12 protein-coding genes are annotated in these 16,927 nt (G+C 71.2%); 10 read left to right on the top strand and 2 right to left on the bottom strand.

The genetic code is table 11. The features are described from left to right. Positions 1-9: 9 nt before the first annotated feature. A complete protein-coding gene (locus DFQ13_RS21365) occupies positions 10-498 on the top strand; it encodes an anthrone oxygenase family protein (protein WP_035283433.1) in 489 nt (162 codons plus the stop codon). 235 nt (positions 499-733) lie between these two features. Then, positions 734-2,530 carry a non-ribosomal peptide synthetase gene (locus tag DFQ13_RS21360; RefSeq protein ID WP_110081090.1) on the top strand — a complete coding sequence of 599 codons (1,797 nt, stop codon included), beginning with the start codon at positions 734-736 and terminating at the stop codon, positions 2,528-2,530. Between the two features lie 157 nt (positions 2,531-2,687). Here DFQ13_RS21360 and DFQ13_RS21355 read toward each other — a convergent pair whose 3' ends face one another. Next, on the bottom strand, positions 2,688-4,613 hold the full coding sequence (locus DFQ13_RS21355) for a CocE/NonD family hydrolase (RefSeq protein WP_110081089.1): 1,926 nt from the start codon (positions 4,611-4,613) through the stop codon (positions 2,688-2,690). Positions 4,614-5,762: 1,149 nt separating this feature from the next. Between DFQ13_RS21355 and DFQ13_RS21350 the strand changes: the two genes are divergently transcribed. The 6 genes from DFQ13_RS21350 (at position 5,763) to DFQ13_RS21325 (ending at position 10,262) form a co-directional block, all read left to right on the top strand. Continuing rightward, positions 5,763-6,629, top strand: coding sequence for a helix-turn-helix domain-containing protein (locus DFQ13_RS21350; protein ID WP_110081088.1), 867 nt, complete (start codon positions 5,763-5,765; stop codon positions 6,627-6,629). Then, positions 6,604-6,780 (top strand): DUF397 domain-containing protein, encoded by a 177-nt coding sequence (locus DFQ13_RS21345; RefSeq protein ID WP_110081087.1) that lies wholly within the window; start codon positions 6,604-6,606, stop codon positions 6,778-6,780. Before DFQ13_RS21350 ends, DFQ13_RS21345 begins: the two co-directional genes overlap by 26 nt. 10 nt (positions 6,781-6,790) lie before the next feature. Continuing rightward, positions 6,791-6,970 (top strand): DUF397 domain-containing protein, encoded by a 180-nt coding sequence (locus DFQ13_RS21340; protein WP_110081086.1) that lies wholly within the window; start codon positions 6,791-6,793, stop codon positions 6,968-6,970. A gap of 252 nt (positions 6,971-7,222) precedes the next feature. After that, a complete protein-coding gene (locus DFQ13_RS21335) occupies positions 7,223-7,879 on the top strand; it encodes a hypothetical protein (RefSeq protein ID WP_110081085.1) in 657 nt (218 codons plus the stop codon). Positions 7,880-7,916: 37 nt separating this feature from the next. Beyond that, the gene (locus DFQ13_RS21330) at positions 7,917-9,677 is read left to right on the top strand and encodes a GMC family oxidoreductase N-terminal domain-containing protein (RefSeq protein ID WP_035289409.1); all 1,761 of its coding nucleotides are present in this window, start codon (positions 7,917-7,919) and stop codon (positions 9,675-9,677) included. 15 nt (positions 9,678-9,692) lie between these two features. Further along, positions 9,693-10,262: a hypothetical protein gene (locus tag DFQ13_RS21325; protein WP_052022005.1), complete on the top strand. Its 570-nt coding sequence runs from the start codon at positions 9,693-9,695 to the stop codon at positions 10,260-10,262. 512 nt (positions 10,263-10,774) lie between these two features. Here the strand turns inward: DFQ13_RS21325 and DFQ13_RS21320 are convergent. Beyond that, positions 10,775-11,296 (bottom strand): GNAT family N-acetyltransferase, encoded by a 522-nt coding sequence (locus DFQ13_RS21320; protein WP_110081084.1) that lies wholly within the window; start codon positions 11,294-11,296, stop codon positions 10,775-10,777. Positions 11,297-11,531: 235 nt separating this feature from the next. On the opposite strand from DFQ13_RS21320, the gene DFQ13_RS21315 reads away from it, so the two are divergent. Continuing rightward, a complete protein-coding gene (locus tag DFQ13_RS21315; protein WP_110081187.1) occupies positions 11,532-12,908 on the top strand; it encodes an FAD-binding oxidoreductase in 1,377 nt (458 codons plus the stop codon). Between the two features lie 339 nt (positions 12,909-13,247). After that, complete coding sequence (gene metH / locus DFQ13_RS21310; protein ID WP_233438511.1) at positions 13,248-16,892, top strand: methionine synthase; 3,645 nt, start codon at positions 13,248-13,250, stop codon at positions 16,890-16,892. The last annotated feature ends 35 nt before the right edge of the window (positions 16,893-16,927 follow it).

The raw sequence follows: 16,927 nt of genomic DNA, 5'->3' as shown, positions 1-16,927 counted from the left end.
GCTTGAGTCGTGGAAACCGTCCGAGTGGTGTTGCTGGTGCTCACCACGATCACCATGGGAATCGTCGCCGGGCTGTTCTTCGGCTTCTCCATCTCGGTCATGATCGGCCTGCGCGGCACCGACGACCGCACCTTCATCGACGTGATGGCCCGGATCAACTCCGCCATCCTCAACGGCTGGTTCATGTTCTGCTACGTCGGCTCCGTCCTGTTCGGAATCGCCGCGATCGCGCTGCACTGGGGCGAGCGGTCGGTCCTGCTGCCGCTGGTGCTGGCCTTCGGCGCGTACTTCATCTCGTTCATGCTCACCGGCCGCTTCAACGTCCCGCTCAACGACATGCTGGACAAGACCGTCAAGCGCGGCAACATCACCGACCCGGCGGGGGTCCGCACCCGCTACGAGGGCCCGTGGACGCGCTGGAACCACATCCGCTCGGTGTTCAACATCGCCGCGGTCGCGTTCATGTGCTGGTCGCTGCTGGCGGCGGGCTCGGCCTGAGCACCGGGATCGCCGCGAAACCCCGCTCCCGGCCGTGGAGCGGGGTTTCGCGCTTTCCCGGGCATCCGCACGTGCACGAGTGACGTACCACCAACGGTGGTTGACGACAACCGACCCCCCGGCCACCATGAACCCGTCCCACACCGCGTCTTCGCTCGACCGTCGAGGAAACCCTTCCGCCACAGCGCGAATCCGTGGCCGGTCGCCCGGATTCCGCTCCAGCGCAGGAGAACCGATGCCGAACGCCGAACCCCCGGCCCAGCGGGCAGACCGGCGGGCGCAGCCACCGCCCGCGCGGGCGCGGTCGCTGGCGGAGGCGTTCCGGCTCGCGGTCGCCGAGCACCCCGACCGCGTCGCGGTGACGGCGGACGACGGCGAGCTGACCTACCGCGACCTGGCCGCCAGGGCGGAGCGGGTGGCGGCGGCCCTGCGCGCGGCGGGCGTCGGCGCGGACACGCCGGTGCCGCTGATCGCCGACCCGGGCCTGGAGCTGGTGGTCGGCCTGGTCGCGGCGACGCTGTCCGGCGGCGCGTACGTGCCGGTCGACCCCGCCGTCCCGGAGCTGCGCATCCGCTGGCTGGTGGCCGACTGCGCCGCCCCGGTGGTCCTGGCCACCACCCGCACCGCGGGCTTCGCCCCCGACGTCCCCGCGGTCCTCATCGACGACCCGGACGAGGTGGCGGCTCCCACCCCGCCCGCCCCGGTCGCGGGCACCGACCTCGCCTACGTCATGCACACCTCCGGCCCCACCGGCGCCCCCGAGGGCGTGCTGGTCGAGCACCGCAGCGTGCTGCACCTGTTCACCGCCACCGACCACCGGTTCGGGTTCGGCGCCGACGACGTCTGGCCCCTGCTGCACTCGGTGGGCTTCGACCTCTCGGTCTGGGAGCTGTGGGGCGCCCTGCTGCACGGGGGCAGGCTGGTCGTCGTCCCCCGCGCGGTGGCCCGCGACGCGCGGCGCCTGCACGCGCTGGTCACCGCCGAGTCCGTGACCGTGCTCAACCAGACCCCCACGGCGTTCCGCCACTTCCAGGCCGCGGGCCCGACCCCACCCAGCCTGCGCGCGGTCGTCCTGGCAGGCGAACGCGTGGACGTGGAAATACTCCGCCCCTGGTTCGCCCGGCACGGCGACACCGGCCCCCAGCTCGTCACCACGTACGGCAGCACCGAGACGACCGTCCACGCCTCCTGCCACCGGCTCACCACCGCCGACCTGGACGCCCCGTCGGTGAGCCCCATCGGCCGCCCGCTGCCGGGCGTCACCTTCCACCTGGCGGGCGAGGAACTGTTCGTCAGCGGCCCCGGCGTGGCCCGCGGCTACCTCAACCGCGCCGCCCGCACCGCCCGCCGCTTCGTGGTCCGAGACGGCGAGCGCACCTTCCGCACCGGCGACCGCGTCCGCCCCCTCCCCGACGGCGGCTTCGCCTGGCTGGGCCGCGCCGACGACCAGCTCAACGTCCGCGGCCACCGGGTGGAACCGGCGGAGGTCGAGGCGGTGGTCAACCAGCACCCCGAGGTGGAGGCCTGCCTGGTCACCACCACCGCCACCACGGGCGACCCGGAACTGGTCGCCTACGTGGTCCCCCCACCGGGCGTGACCGGCGACCCGGTCTGGTGGGAACGGCTGCGCCTGGAGGTCGCGGGCCGGGTGGCCGAAGCCCTCCCCCACCACCTGCGCCCCCACCGCTACCTCCCGGTCGCCGAACTCCCCCGCACCCGCGACGGCGAGGTCGACCGCGCCAACCCCGGCCGCACCACCACCCAGCACCTGCTCACCCAACTCTGGCGCGAAGCCCTCGACACCCAGACCACCCCCACCCTCACCGACGACTTCGCCACCCTCGGCGGCACCAGCGAATCCCTGCGCCACCTGCTGTCCAGGGTCGAACACCGCTTCGGCATCACCCTGCCCCCCGACACCACCACCGCCGACCCCGACGAGGTCACCATCGCCACCCTCGCCGCCGAGGTCGACGCCCACACCCTCGCCGCACCCCACTCCCAAGACCGAGCCCACAACCACGCCGACTGACCCGCCACCCCGGCAGGTGGGTGCTCCCGACCACCGGACCGGTCGCCTGCGGCCCCGAACACCGCGGGCGACCGCCCGGACCCGACCAGCCCCCGATCCAGGCGGTCGAGCCCCATCAGCCCGACCCCCGGAAGGCCGAACCCCAGACCGGCAGACCTCAAGCGGGCGGGGCCTCCGCGAACGCGTCCACGGGTGCCAGCGGGATCTCCACGAGCGACCCGCCCGGCCCCCACTTGATCCCGTAGACCCCGCCGAGCTGGTTGAGCAGGTCCAGCGGCGTGGACAGCAGCCGGGGCGTGTCGGCGCTGGACACGGTCACCCGCAGCCGGTGCCCGGCTTCGACCCGGGCCACCGTCGTGGGCACCTCGATGTCGTAGCGCACCCGGGAGAACACCGGCACCGGCTGCGCCGCCTCCCGGGTGAACGGGTGGTAGGGCAGCAGGTAGTTCCCGTCCGGCGCCCGCCAGCTCTGCGCCTCGTCGACCGCCCGCTGCGACCCCAGCAGCGACCCGCTGCTCACCGGCGTGGACACCCCGTTCGGCGCGACGGTGGAGACGGTCACGGCGAACTGCGTGTCCGCCCGGCTGGACGTGGCCACGATCGAAGCCGACATCGGCCCGGCGATCACCTGCGGCGTGCTGAACGGTTCGGTCGTGTAGGTCTGCCCCAGCAGCGGCAACTGGGTGAGGTTGTCGTTGTGCGCGCACGGCGGCGGAATCCGCAACGCGTTGAACACCGCGACCAGCCCACCGGCGGTCGCCTGGTCCAACCCCCGGTTGCACGGGACGGCGGCGGGCGTGTAGATGATCGTGTCGGAGCCGGACGTGGTCGAGGCGGTGGTGGACAGCCCCCCGTTGGCGCGCGGGTAGAGCGCGGTCGGAGTGGCCTGCGGGAACGGGAAGTGCGTCGCCCCCACCCACCGGTCGGTGCCGACCTCGTTCAGCCGCAGCGTCGGCCCGCCGATCCCGGTGTCGAGGCCCTTGAGGTAGTGGTCGAACCACTGCAACCGCAACCGGTCCACGTCGATCCCGGACCCGACGGTGACGTGGTGCCACGGCCCCATCGTCAACCGGTACCGGGGGTCCACGACCTGCTCCGGCCGCATCGGCTGCCCGGCCCGCCCACCCGCCGCGATCGACTGGAGGTCGTTGTAGAGGTGGAGCTGGCCGCGCTCGAACACGTCGTCCCACCCGCCCATCATCTGGATGGGCACCCCCGAGCGGACCACGTCGTCGAGCACACCGCGCGGGCTGCGCGCCTGCCAGTAGGCCCCGTCGTAGACGAGTTCACCGTCGGTCGTGCCCTGGAGGAGCGTGCTGACGTGGAAGGTCAGCAGCCCCGCCACCCGCTGCAACAGCACCACCAGCAGGTCCGGGTTGCCCGCCGTGACGGCGTTGACCAACTGCATGAACCCGGTGAGGGCCAGGTAGACCACATTGGACGCAGCCCCGAAGTTCCCGCCGGGAAACACCATGTCGCGGTAGGGATCAATGCTGGGCACCATCGGGAACATCGCCTTCACCGGCGACCCCGGCCCCAACTCGGCGACGGTGAAGAACTGATTGATGGCCATGTACGAGGCCCCATCCAGCCCCACGACCCCACTGGAGTTCGGCAGCCCGGCGGCCCACCGGACCAGCGCCGCACCGTCCTGGGCCTCCCGCTGCCCGAGGAAGTCCCAGGTCCCCTGCGACCCCCCGGTCCCCCGCACGTCGACGATCACGTTGATGTACCCGCGCTGCACCAGGTACTTGTTCCCACCACCGAGCAGGGTCAGCCCCGCATCCGGATCGGTCAACCCCGGCGCCGCACTCATCAACGCGCCGTAGGGCGTCTGGGTCAGCACCACGGGGAACGGCCCCGGGGCGGCTGTGCCGTCAGGTCTGGTGGGGAAGTAGACGTCGGCGCGCAGCACGGTGCCGTCGGCCATGGTGACCGGCACCTCCCGCTGCTCGCCCATCCCGTAGGAGGCGGGCGCGGGAGTCCAGTCGGCGACGGCCACCGGCCCGGAACCGACCAGGCACAACCCGGCCAGCAGGGCGACGGCGAGAAAGCGGGAAAGGAAGGCGGGGAGGGCGGGCATTCGGTGTTTGTACCTCGCAACCACTTGGTCCGACAAGCGTCATCCCCCGATCCGGTACCGCCCGTTTCCCAGGTCCACCGCTGAACCATTCCACGGCCGGAACATGAAAGTTGTCACCAACTGCCTGATACCCCGCACGCACTCCCCGAAAGCGCACCCCCTTTCCGCCGTGAAGACTCACCAACCCCAAACGAGAACAATTTTCACGCCATCCCCCATCAAGACCAACCCCACCCGCCCACCCGTCAATCCCACCCACCGAGAGCACTCGCAGCGCCCCGACCAGGACCACCCACTGGGCCAATCGACCCCCACCCGCCCAGGTCGCACCCCGGTCCTCGATCCCGAACAGCGATCCCGGCAAACCGCACACCCCCCTCCAGCCCCGATCGCGGCACCAGACCAATGAACGCCAACAGCCCGCCCGCGCCGTCGAGGAAGCCCCTTCAATCCTCCACACTCATTCACCCATTCGATAGATCCGGAGAACATCGCAACGCACAGTTAACAACGCCCCACCGGTGGACGGTCACCCATCAAGATCATTCCCAGTGCGGCAACAGCCGATTGCCACAAAGGACACTTCACCCCTCCTCTCCTCACCCCGCCCGACCTCAGCTCCGCCCCGATCCACCTCACCCACTCACTCACCCACTCGCCCGACTGCCCATCACGCTCCACCCCCACCCCACACCCGCCCAACCGCACACCACGCTCCCCCCTCCGCCCCGCTCCAGCCACACCCAGTCCCGCCCCGCTCCACTCCCTTCCCCCGCCCTGCCTCACCCCCGAACACCACCCCACCTCCGCCCCACGTCCACCCCGGGCAGAACTCACCCGCATCCCACCACACCCCCGCCGACAAACCCGCCGCACAACCCCCGAGTTGTCCACACCCCCCAGGGAACCCCCGAATTCCACACTACCGAGGGGGTACGACAGAAATGCGCCGACAAAGCGAGTTGTCCACATGTGGATGGACGTCGGGCAATGTCCGCCGCCGGTGGTAGCTTGCTGCTTCAACGGAGTCCGTTGGGAAAGCGCGGAGTGCCCGCCGAGATAGCCCGGTGTCGCATTACGCGCAACGGGTGATGGACTGGAAAAACCGGTTACGCAGTGACGTAACCGGCCGACAACAGCGGAGTGGGAATGGCGAAGACCCCCAAATCGGTGGTACTGGGCAACGCCCTGCGACAGGCGCGGCTCGGTCGGGACTGGAAGCTGCGCGAGTTCGCCTTCCGACTCAACAAGGACCCGGCGATCCTCTCCCGCTGGGAGACCGGCGAGCGCACCCCCGCCCCCGACCAGGTGGCACGCATCCTGACGGTACTGGGCGTGGAGGGCGACGAGTACGAGAACATCATGACCCTCGCCTTCGGCACCCACGACCCGCAGTGGATGCCGACGACCCTGCCCGAGCAGCGCCAGCAGATGGCGGCCTACGTCGAGTTCGAGGAGAACGCCACCGCCATCACCGAGGTGAGCCCACTCCTGGTCCCAGGCCCACTGCAAACCCCCGATTACATCTCGGCCATGATGTCCCGCGACGACATCGCCGCCGAGGAAATCCCCGCCCGGGTGCACACGCGGATCAACCGCCAGCACATCCTCGACCGGCAAACACCCCCACAACTCACGGCATTCATCGGCCAAGGCGCGCTCTACCAGAACATCGGCGGCCGACAAACCATGACCGCACAACTGCGCCACCTCGTCGGCATGGCGTCCCGCCCGAGAATCCACCTCCACCTGATCCCTTTCGGGGCGGGTTGGCACCCGGGCCTGGAAAGCACCTTCACCCTCATCGACTCCAGTCAGATCAACACCGTGGCCTTCGTCGGAACCCGTCGCACAACCTTGTGGCTGCATCAAGACTACGATGTCAACGCATACAAACGAGCCGTGGAGAAGGTGCGGCAGGTGAGCATGAGTCCTGACGATTCCGCGCGCTTCATCCACGAACTGGCGAACCGAATGGAGACCACAACAGATGTCCCCCCGGCCAACCTGGCGTAAGTCGACCCGCAGCACCAACGACCAGAGCTGCGTGGAGGTCCTGGGCACCCTCACCGCCCTCCGCGACTCCAAGAACACCACCGGCCCCACCCTCACCACCCACATCCCCACCCTCATCACGGCCATCAAGTCCGGCCACGTCACCAACTGAAAGGTGCGCAATGCTCCCCGCCTCCACCTGGCGTAAATCAACCAAGAGCACCAACGACCAGACCTGCGTGGAGGTCCTGGGCACCCTCACCGCCCTCCGCGACTCCAAAAACACCACCGGCCCCACCCTCACCACCCACATCCCCACCCTGATCACCGCAATCAAGCACAACCACATCCCCCACCCCTGACCGAACCCGACAAGGTCCAGGCCGCCCCCGGCCTGGACCTCGTCTCCGGCCACCCAAAAGGCGAGCACTGTTCGTCTGCTACAAGAAACACCCCTGTACCCAGATTCTCGACGCTTACACCTCAAGACGCACAGCACTTTCCACAACCTCAGACCACGTCGTTGTCAACGTCGGGGAACTTCGGCGCAGGTGCTGGTGGAGCGCTGGACACCAACCTAATGTCGGGCAACACCCGAGCTGAGGCGGTGTCCATTGCCCACCGAAATCAACCGACGAACCCTGCTCACCGGACTGGGTTTCGCAGCGGCGTTCACCGCGGTGGGGGTCTCGCTCCCCACCGCGGAAGCCGTTGCCCTGCCCCCGATCCGCGACACCTTCCAGGGCCTGTTGGCGTTCCTGGTCCCCGGCGGCGACCGGTTCTCCCGGCACCAGGGCGTGACCTCCGAGACCACCGGCGGGGTGGACGCCCTCGCCGCGCCCGCGCTGGAGTACACCTACGACCAGGCGATCCCGTACCCGTTGGTGGGCAGGCCGTTCGACCTGAACCTGCCGGGCGCGGCGGCGGTCGCCGCGATCCTCAACATCACCGCGAGCGCGGTGAACCCCGGTTCGAACTTCGGCCCGTTCGCCGCGGCGTTCGCGAACCTGAAGTACGCGGAGAAGGCCGAGGTGCTGCGCCGGTTGGAGCGGCCCGGCCTGGCCGACGGCACCCCGGTCCGGTTCCTGATCAACACCATCCCCACCCTGGCCGCCTTCGCCGTCTACTCCGAGGCGCCGGTGTTCGACCGGACCACCCACCAGCTCACCCGGCGGCCGGTCGGCTGGGACCTGTCCGGCTACGCCGGGGTCAGCGACGGGTGGGCGGAGTTCCAGGGCTACTACCGCGGCGTCGACCGCGTCACCGACTGAGCTGATCGAGCCGACCGAGCTGATTGAAGGAGTGCAGATGCGCGACGTGGTGGTGGTCGGGTCCGGCGGCGGCGGCCCGGTGGTGGCCAAGGAGCTCGCCGGTCGTGGCCTGGACGTGCTGGTGCTGGAGGCGGGTGCCCGGCACCTGCGCCCGGAGCAGGAGTGGACCCGGCTGGAGGACGACGCCAACAACCCGATCACCGGCGTGCTGCGGGTCGGGCCGTCGAGGCGGTCGGAGGCGCCGTGGCTGCGGGACTTCCCGCAGAACTCCTTCGTCTGGCAGATCGCCGGGGTGGGCGGCACGACGCTGCACTACTTCGGCAACTGCCCCCGCCCGCCCGCCGGGGTGTTCGCGGGCTACGACGGGCCGGACAAGGCCGAGTACGACACCGCGCACCTGTTCCCCTTCGGCTACGACGAGTTCCGCCCGTACCTGGAGTGGGTGGAGCAGACGCTGCCGGTGCAGACCGCGCCCATGGGCACCAAGGAGTCCTTCTTCTTCCGCGGCGCCGAGGGGCTCGGGCTGGCGCACCAGACGACGAAGGACGTGCACGGCCCGGCCTACCGCGCGCAGGAGAACTGCATCCTGCAACCGCAGGGCACGGCGGGCCGGACCAACGACCGCCTGCAACTGCTCTACCCGGACGCGCAGGGCTGCACGTTCTGCGGGCACTGCTTCCAGGGCTGCGTCGAACCCCGGCAGGCGCCGCGCAACCTCAAGGCCCGCCGGTCGACGGACAACTCCTACGTGCCGATGATGCTCACCGCCGACGCGTGGTCCCAGGGCGGCAAGGCGGCCGAGCTGATCACCGACGCGTACGTGGTGAAGGTGCTGATGTCCAACGGGGAGGCGCGCGGGGTCGTCTACCGGACGCCCGACGGCGCGCTGCACACCGTGGAGGCGAAGGTCGTGGTGCTCTCCGGCGGGTGCGTCGAGAACCCGCGGCTGTGGTTCAACAGCGGCCTGCCCAACCCGAACGACTGGGTGGGGCGCGGGTTGACCGAGCACCACCTGGACTGGGTGTTCGGCGAGTTCGACTCCTACGTGGGTTCCTCGCGCGGCGCCGGTTCCAACGTCCGCTGCGACTTCCCCGGGTACGGCGGGGTGGAGAACGTCTGCCTGCCACCCGCCCTGCAGAGCTTCGCGATGACCTTCAGCGACTCCGGCATCTCCGGCGTCTACGACAACGACAGCGGCGTGGGCCCGCAGGGCGCGGACACGCTCGGGCGGCTGGTCGGCAACGACCTCAAGGGCGCGCTGTCGAAGGTCGACAACCTGCTGACCGCGCTCGTGGTCACCGACGACGACGTGCAGGCGGACAACCGGGTGACGCTGTCGTCGGTCCTGCCCTCCGACGAGCACGGCCGGGTGGCGCGGGTGGAGATCCAGCATCGCAAGCGCACCGCCCGCACCCGCCGCAACCGCGACTTCCTCGCGGCCCGGTCGGTCGAGCTGATGCGGGCCGCCGGGGCGCGCGCGGTGCACCGGATGGACTGGGCGCCGCTGCTGCTGCACGTCCAGTCGAGCATGCGGATGGGCCTGGACCCGGCCACCTCCGTGCTGGACTCCGATGGCCAGGCGCGCTTCGTGCCGCGGCTGTTCATCGCGGACAACTCGGCGCTAGCGAACTCGGCTGGCGGGGCCAACCCGACGCTGACCAGCCAGGCCCTGGCCACCCGGACCGCGGAGAAGATCTTCCAGACCTGGTTCGGCGGGGACCCGTGGGTCGCGGCGGAGTCTCCCACCTCCTCGATCGACGACCGGGTGACGGCCGCGGTACTGGACCGGGGCCTCTAGGGCACGATGGCGCCCATGAGCGAGCACGACGACCAGCAGGACGAGCACGACCACCCGCACGCCTACACCAGCACCTACGTGCTCGACGGCGAGCCGATCACCTGGGTGTTCCACGACCACGACGGCGACTGGCGGGTGCTCGGCGACACCGAGGTCACCAGTGACGACGAGGGCGTCATCACCCACATCGAGGACCTGCTCAAGCTCGACCCCGGCCTGGCCGACCTGATGACCCTCCCCGTCGGCCACGCCGCCGAGCGGGCCGTGGTGGGCGCGGCCTGGGAGATCAGCGAGCAGTCCGAGGACGACGAGTTCGACGGCGACCGCGCCTGGACCACCCAGCCGGTCCTCGACGGCGAACCCGTCGTCTGGATCTTCCACGACGAGGACGGCGAGTTCCAGTTCTTCGGCGAGACCGAGATCGACCTCGACGACGCCCGCGTGGTCGAACTCGCGGTCCTCGTCGACCGCGACACCACCCTGCCCGACCTGTCCACCATCCCCATCGGCCACGCCGCCGAGCGCGAGACGCCCACCTCCCCGTGGACCGTCGCCCCCTTCGAACCGGAGGACGAGGAGGAGTAGCCCTCCCCGCCCCCTGGCGCGTCGCCGCCCTTCTCCGCGGCGGCGACGCGCCCCCGCCCCGAATGGCTTCCCACCCGAGGCGGGGGCACTGGGGCCCCAGGGTTGCCCGCTCCCGGCAGGACAAGCGCCCCGCCCACCTGATCCGCCGATCGAGCCCGAGCCTCACCCGACCGTGCGCAACCAACCCCCTCCGTTCACCTGCCGTACCGAACCCCTGCTCCACCCCCGACCGCACAGGAGTTCCCGCCCCCGCCAGGGAACCCCGTGGCAACCCCCTCTGCACCCACAGCCGACGCCTGCCCACAACCGACGCCTGCCCACAACCGACGGCCGCTCACAACCGACGGCCGCTCACAACCGACGGCCGCCCACGACCGACCTGCACCCACGACCGACACGCGTGCACGACCAGCACGCACCCGCCCCCACCGCCAGTCCACAGTGGACAAGCCCCGGGGGACCCCCGATTTCAACTCAACCACAGGGCACCGACAATCCGGAACCACCGGCCCTCAGCCTGTGGACAACACCCGTTGCGACAGCACGCACCCCTCCCAGCCGTTCAGGTCGAACCGCGACTCCTCGACGAACCCGGCCGCCCGGTAGTAGCGCACGAGCCGGTCGTCCACCCCGGCGAAGCAGTCCACCCGCAGCACCGGCAGCCCCAGCCTGCGCGCCTCCGACACCGCCAGGTCCAGCAGCGTCCGCCCGATGCCGTGCCCGGCGAACCGCCGGTCGACCACCAGCAGCGTCACGTAGAGCTGCGGCCCGCTCGCGGGTGGGATGTGCGCGGGCGCCGCCGGCTGGAGCATGATCGCGCCCACCGGTTCGCCCGCCACCTCGGCCAGCCACACCATGTGGTCCCGCACGATCTTCGTCACCCGCGCAGGCCGCTCGGACAGCGGCCGCTCCCCCCACTGCCCGGCCCGGCCGCGCGCGACCAGCCAGTCGACCGCGCCGTCGAGCATCGCCAGTACGGCGGGCAGGTCCGCGAGGCCGCCGCGGCGGAGGTCGGTCGCCACCCGCTCCGGCATGCTTCCCCTCTCCCTCAACACATCCACGTAAGCCAGTGTTCCCCCGGCGCGCCGGGGAGACCGCTTCGGACGGTAACGCGGCTCCCGCCCCGCGTACACCCCCGACCCGAACGGCGGCGGCTCCCATACACCGGCCCGCCCGCACCCGGCAAGGCCCGACCGGGCACTGTGGACGAATGAAGGGGCTGTGGATGGTTCGGCGCACGATTCCGCGACTGCCCATAACGTGGACGGCATGACAGCAGCACCGGTCCTCGAACGGCTCCGAGCCGCACTGCCCGCGGGCACCCTCCTCGACGACACCGGCGGCCACCGGCACGACGAGGCGGAGTGGGCCCCGCACGGCACCCCGGCCGCCGTCGTGCGCGCCCGGACGACGGCCGACGTGCTGGCCACCGTCCGCGCCTGCCTCGACACCGGCACCCCGCTGGTCCCGCGCGGGGCGGGCACCGGGCTCTCCGGCGGCGCGAACGCGGTCGAGGGCTGCGTGGTGCTGACCACCGAGGCCATGACCGCCATCCGGGAGGTCGACCCCCAGGAGCGGCTGGCCGTGGTGGAGCCCGGCGTGGTCAACGACGTGCTCCGGGCGGCGTGCGCGGAGCAGGGCCTCTGGTACCCGCCCGACCCGGCCAGCGCGCCCTGGTCGACCATCGGCGGCAACGTGGCGACCAACGCGGGCGGGGTGTGCTGCGTCAAGTACGGCGTCACCCGCGACTACGTGCTCGGCCTGGAGGTCGTCACCGGCACCGGCGAGGTGGTCCGGCTCGGTCGGCGCACCGCCAAGGGCGTCGCCGGGTACGACCTGACCGGCCTGGTGGTGGGCTCGGAGGGCACGCTCGGGGTGATCACGGAGGTCACCGTGCGCCTGCGCCCGGCCCGACCACCCGAGCACACCGTGGCCGGGTACTTCTCCTCCGCGGTCGACGCCGGGCGGGCGGTGGCGGCGGTGGCGCAGGCGCGGCTGACGCCCTCGGCGCTGGAACTGGTCGACCGGCACTGCCTGGCGGCGGTCGACCGGTGGAAGAACATGGGCCTGTCCGTCGACGCCGAGGTGGTGCTGCTGGCCCGCACCGACGCGCCGGGGGTGGCCGGGGAGCAGGAGGCCGACGCGGTGCTGGCCTGCTTCGAGCGCTCCGGGGCGACCTGGGCGGCCCGCTCCACCGACCAGGCCGAGGCCGACGCCCTGTTCGAGGCGCGCAGGCTGGCCTACCCGGCGCTGGAGCGGCTCGGGCCGGTGCTGACCGAGGACGTCTGCGTGCCGGTGGCGGCGGTGCCGGAGATGCTCGCGCGCATCGAGGCCGCCGCGACCGCGCACGACACCTTCATCGCCAACATCGCGCACGCGGGCGACGGGAACCTGCACCCGCTGCTGATCACCCCGCCGGGGGACACCGCCGCCCGGGAGCGGGCCCGGGCGGCGTTCGAGCGGATCATCGGCGACGCCCTGGCGCTGGGCGGCACCGTCACCGGCGAGCACGGCGTGGGCCTGCTCAAGCGCGGTGGGCTGCGCGCCGAGCTGTCCCCGGCCGTGCTGGCCATGCACCGCGCGGTGAAGGCGGCGCTCGACCCGCGCGGCATCCTCAACCCGGGCAAGGTCTTCGATGTGCGCTGACCAGGGCCCGCCGGGCGGGATGGACGCCGGGCGGTGGCCTCGGCACCGGGAACGACGCCGTCTTGCTCTCGCGTTGCACCCGGGGCGACAGGCTGGTCCCGCCACCACCGAGGACGACGATTGGGGCGGGCCGTGCGGGCAGACGTGAGCGGGATCGAGGCACCGGAAACCGCCGGTCGCGCGCGGTCGGTGTCCGAGGTGTGGATCGCCACCCACCCGGCGGACCCGGCCTTGGTAAAGTCGATGCCCGGGTCGAGAGGCGCTGCGACGGGGGTCACCCCGCCACGCTCGTCCCGCGAAGCAGTCGGCAAGGGCGTCTCCAACAGGAGAGGTGGGCCATTGGCAACTCCGTCGAGCGCCACGACAACTACCGGTGACCGGACTCGTGCCCTCGAGGAACTGCTCGCCCAGCGGGTGGCGGTCCTCGACGGTGCGTGGGGCACCATGTTGCAGGGCGCCAAGCTCAGCCCGGAGGACTTCCGGGGCGACCTGATCGGCGCGGACCACCCCAAGGACGTCACGGGTGACCCGGACCTGCTGAACCTCACCCGCCCCGACGTCATCCTCGACGTGCACCGGCAGTACCTGGCCGCGGGCGCGGACATCACCACGACCAACACCTTCACCGCCACCAGCATCGGGCAGGCCGACTACGGCCTGGAGCCGCTGGTGCGCGAGATGAACCTGGCGGCGGCCCGGCTGGCCCGCCAGGCCGCCGACGAGGCGGGCGGCCGGTTCGTCGCCGGGTCCATCGGCCCGCTCAACGTCACCCTGTCGCTGTCGCCGAAGGTCGAGGACCCGGCGTACCGCGCGGTGACCTTCGACCAGGTCAAGGCCACCTACGCCGAGCAGATCGCGGCGCTGGCCGAGGGCGGGGTCGACCTGCTCATGATCGAGACGATCTTCGACACGCTCAACTGCAAGGCCGCCATCGCCGCCGCCCGCGAGGTCGCCCCGCAGCTCCCGCTGTGGATCTCGGTGACCATCGTCGACCTGTCCGGCCGCACCCTGTCCGGGCAGACCGTCGAGGCGTTCTGGCGCTCGATCGCGCACGCCGAGCCGCTGGTCGTGGGCGTGAACTGCGCGCTGGGCGCGGCGGAGGTGCGCCCGCACGTGGCCGAGCTGGCCCGCTTCGCCAACACCTTCACCGCCTCCCACCCCAACGCCGGCCTGCCCAACGCCTTCGGCGGCTACGACCAGACCCCGGCCGAGATGGCGGCCCTGATCGGCGAGTTCGCGGGCAGCGGCATGGTCAACGCCGTCGGCGGCTGCTGCGGCACCACCCCCGCGCACATCGCCGCGATCGCCGAGGCGGTCGAGGGGATGCCCACGCGCGAGGTGGCGTGGCCGGAGCCCGCGACCCGGTTCAGCGGGCTGGAGCCGTTCGCCATCGGCCCGGACACCGGGTTCGTGATGATCGGCGAGCGCACCAACGTCACCGGCTCGGCCAAGTTCCGCAGGCTGATCGAGGGCGACAACCACCAGGCCGCGGTGGACGTCGCCCTGGAGCAGGTGCGCGGCGGGGCGAACCTGCTCGACGTCAACATGGACGCCGACCTCCTCGACAGCGAGGCGGCGATGGTGACGTTCCTGAACCTGATCGCCACCGAGCCCGAGGTGGCCCGCATCCCGGTGATGGTCGACAGCTCCCGGTGGAGCGTGCTCGAGGCCGGGCTCAAGTGCGTGCAGGGCAAGGGCGTGGTCAACTCGATCAGCCTCAAGGAGGGCGAGGAGCCCTTCCTGGCCCAGGCGCGCACCATCCGCGACTACGGCGCCGGTGTGGTGGTGATGGCCTTCGACGAGAAGGGCCAGGCCGACACCACCGAGCGCAAGGTCGACATCTGCGCCCGGGCGTACAAGCTGCTCACCGAGGAGGTCGGGTTCCCGGCCGAGGACATCATCTTCGACCCGAACGTGCTGGCCGTGGCCACCGGCATCGAGGAGCACAACGGCTACGCCAAGGCGTTCATCGACGCGCTCCCGCTGATCAAGGAGCGCTGCCCCGGGGTGCGGATCAGCGGCGGCATCTCGAACCTGTCGTTCTCCTTCCGCGGCAACGACGTCGTCCGCGAGGCCATGCACTCGGCGTTCCTGTTCCACGCCGTCACCGCCGGGCTGGACATGGGCATCGTCAACGCGGGCCAGCTCGCGGTCTACCAGGACATCCCGGCCGAGCTGCTGGAACTGGTCGAGGACGTGCTGTTCGACCGGCGCCCCGACGCCACCGACCGGCTGGTCTCCTACGCGGAGAACGTCAAGGGCAAGGGCACCAAGCGCGTGGTCGACCTGACCTGGCGCGAGGGCACGGTCGCGCAGCGGCTGGAGCACGCGCTGGTGCACGGCATCGTCGACTTCGTCGAGGAGGACACCGAGGAGGCCCGCCTGGTCGCCGCGCGCCCGCTCGACGTGATCGAGGGCCCGCTGATGGACGGCATGAAGGTCGTCGGCGACCTGTTCGGCGCGGGCAAGATGTTCCTGCCGCAGGTGGTCAAGAGCGCCCGGGTGATGAAGCGCTCGGTGGCCTACCTGGAGCCGTTCATGGAGGCGGAGAAGGAGAAGGCCCGGCTGGAGGGCCGCGAGGAGGCCGTGCGCGGCCAGGGCAAGGTCGTGCTGGCCACGGTCAAGGGCGACGTGCACGACATCGGCAAGAACATCGTCGGCGTGGTGCTGGGCTGCAACAACTACGAGGTCATCGACCTCGGGGTGATGGTGCCCGCGGCCACCATCCTCGACACCGCGGTCGCCGAGGGCGCGGACGCGGTCGGCCTGTCCGGGCTGATCACCCCGTCGCTGGACGAGATGGTGGGCGTGGCCACCGAGATCCAGCGCCGCGGCCTCAAGCTGCCGCTGCTCATCGGCGGCGCGACCACGTCCCGCCAGCACACCGCGGTGCGCATCGCCCCCGCCTACGACGGCACCACCGTGCACGTCCTCGACGCGTCCCGCGTGGTCGGCGTGGTCTCGGACCTGATGAACAGCGACCGCGCGGAGCTGCTGGCCGCCGAGACCAGGGTCGACCAGGAGAAGCTGCGCGTGCAGCACGCCAACCGCCAGCACAAGGCCCTGCTGACCCTCGCGGCGGCCAGGGCCAACCGCGAGGAGGTCGACTTCGCCGACCTGCCCACCCCCGCGTTCACCGGCGTGCGGGAGGTGTCCCCGACCATCCCCGAGCTCCGCGAGATGGTCGACTGGACCTTCCTGTTCCTCGCCTGGGAGCTCAAGGGCAAGTACCCGGCCATCCTCGAACAGCCGGTGGCCCGCGAACTCTTCGACGACGCCATGGCCCTGCTGGACCAGATCATCGCCGAGGGCTCCTTCACCGCCCGGGGCTCCTACGGCTTCTGGGCCGCCCACAGCGAGGGCGACGACATCGTCCTCCCCGAGGTGGGTGTCCGCTTCCCGATGCTGCGCCAGCAGACCGAGAAGCCCGAGGGCAGGCCCAACCGCTGCCTGGCCGACTACGTGGCCCCCGGGGGTGACCACCTGGGCGGTTTCGCCGTCGCCATCCACGGCGCCGACAAGCTCGCCGCCGAGTACGAGGCCAAGCAGGACGACTACAAGGCCATCATGGTCAAGGCCCTCGCCGACCGCCTTGCCGAGGCCTTCGCCGAGTGGATACACCTCAAGGCCCGCCGCGAGTGGTTCGAACCCGACGCCACCCCCGACCTGGCCGACCTGCACGCCGAGCGCTTCCGCGGCATCCGCCCCGCCCTCGGCTACCCCGCCAGCCCCGACCACACGGAGAAGAAGGACCTCTTCACCCTCCTCGAAGCCGAATCCCACGGCATGGGCCTCACCGAGTCCTACGCCATGACCCCGGCGGCGGCGGTCAGCGGCATCATCTTCGCCAACCCCGCCTCCCGCTACTTCACCGTGGGCCGCATCAACCAGGACCAGGTCAAGGACTACGCCGAGCGCAGGCAGATGCCGGTGGGCGAGGTCGAGCGCTGGCTCCGCCCCAACCTGTCCTACGAGCCCCGCTGACCCCGATCGCGCGGCTGTGCCCCCGGGCCTCCCCC

Source organism: Actinokineospora spheciospongiae, from assembly GCF_003182415.1.
Lineage (GTDB): Bacteria > Actinomycetota > Actinomycetes > Mycobacteriales > Pseudonocardiaceae > Actinokineospora > Actinokineospora spheciospongiae.
This window is presented reverse-complemented; position numbering and strand designations above follow the sequence as displayed.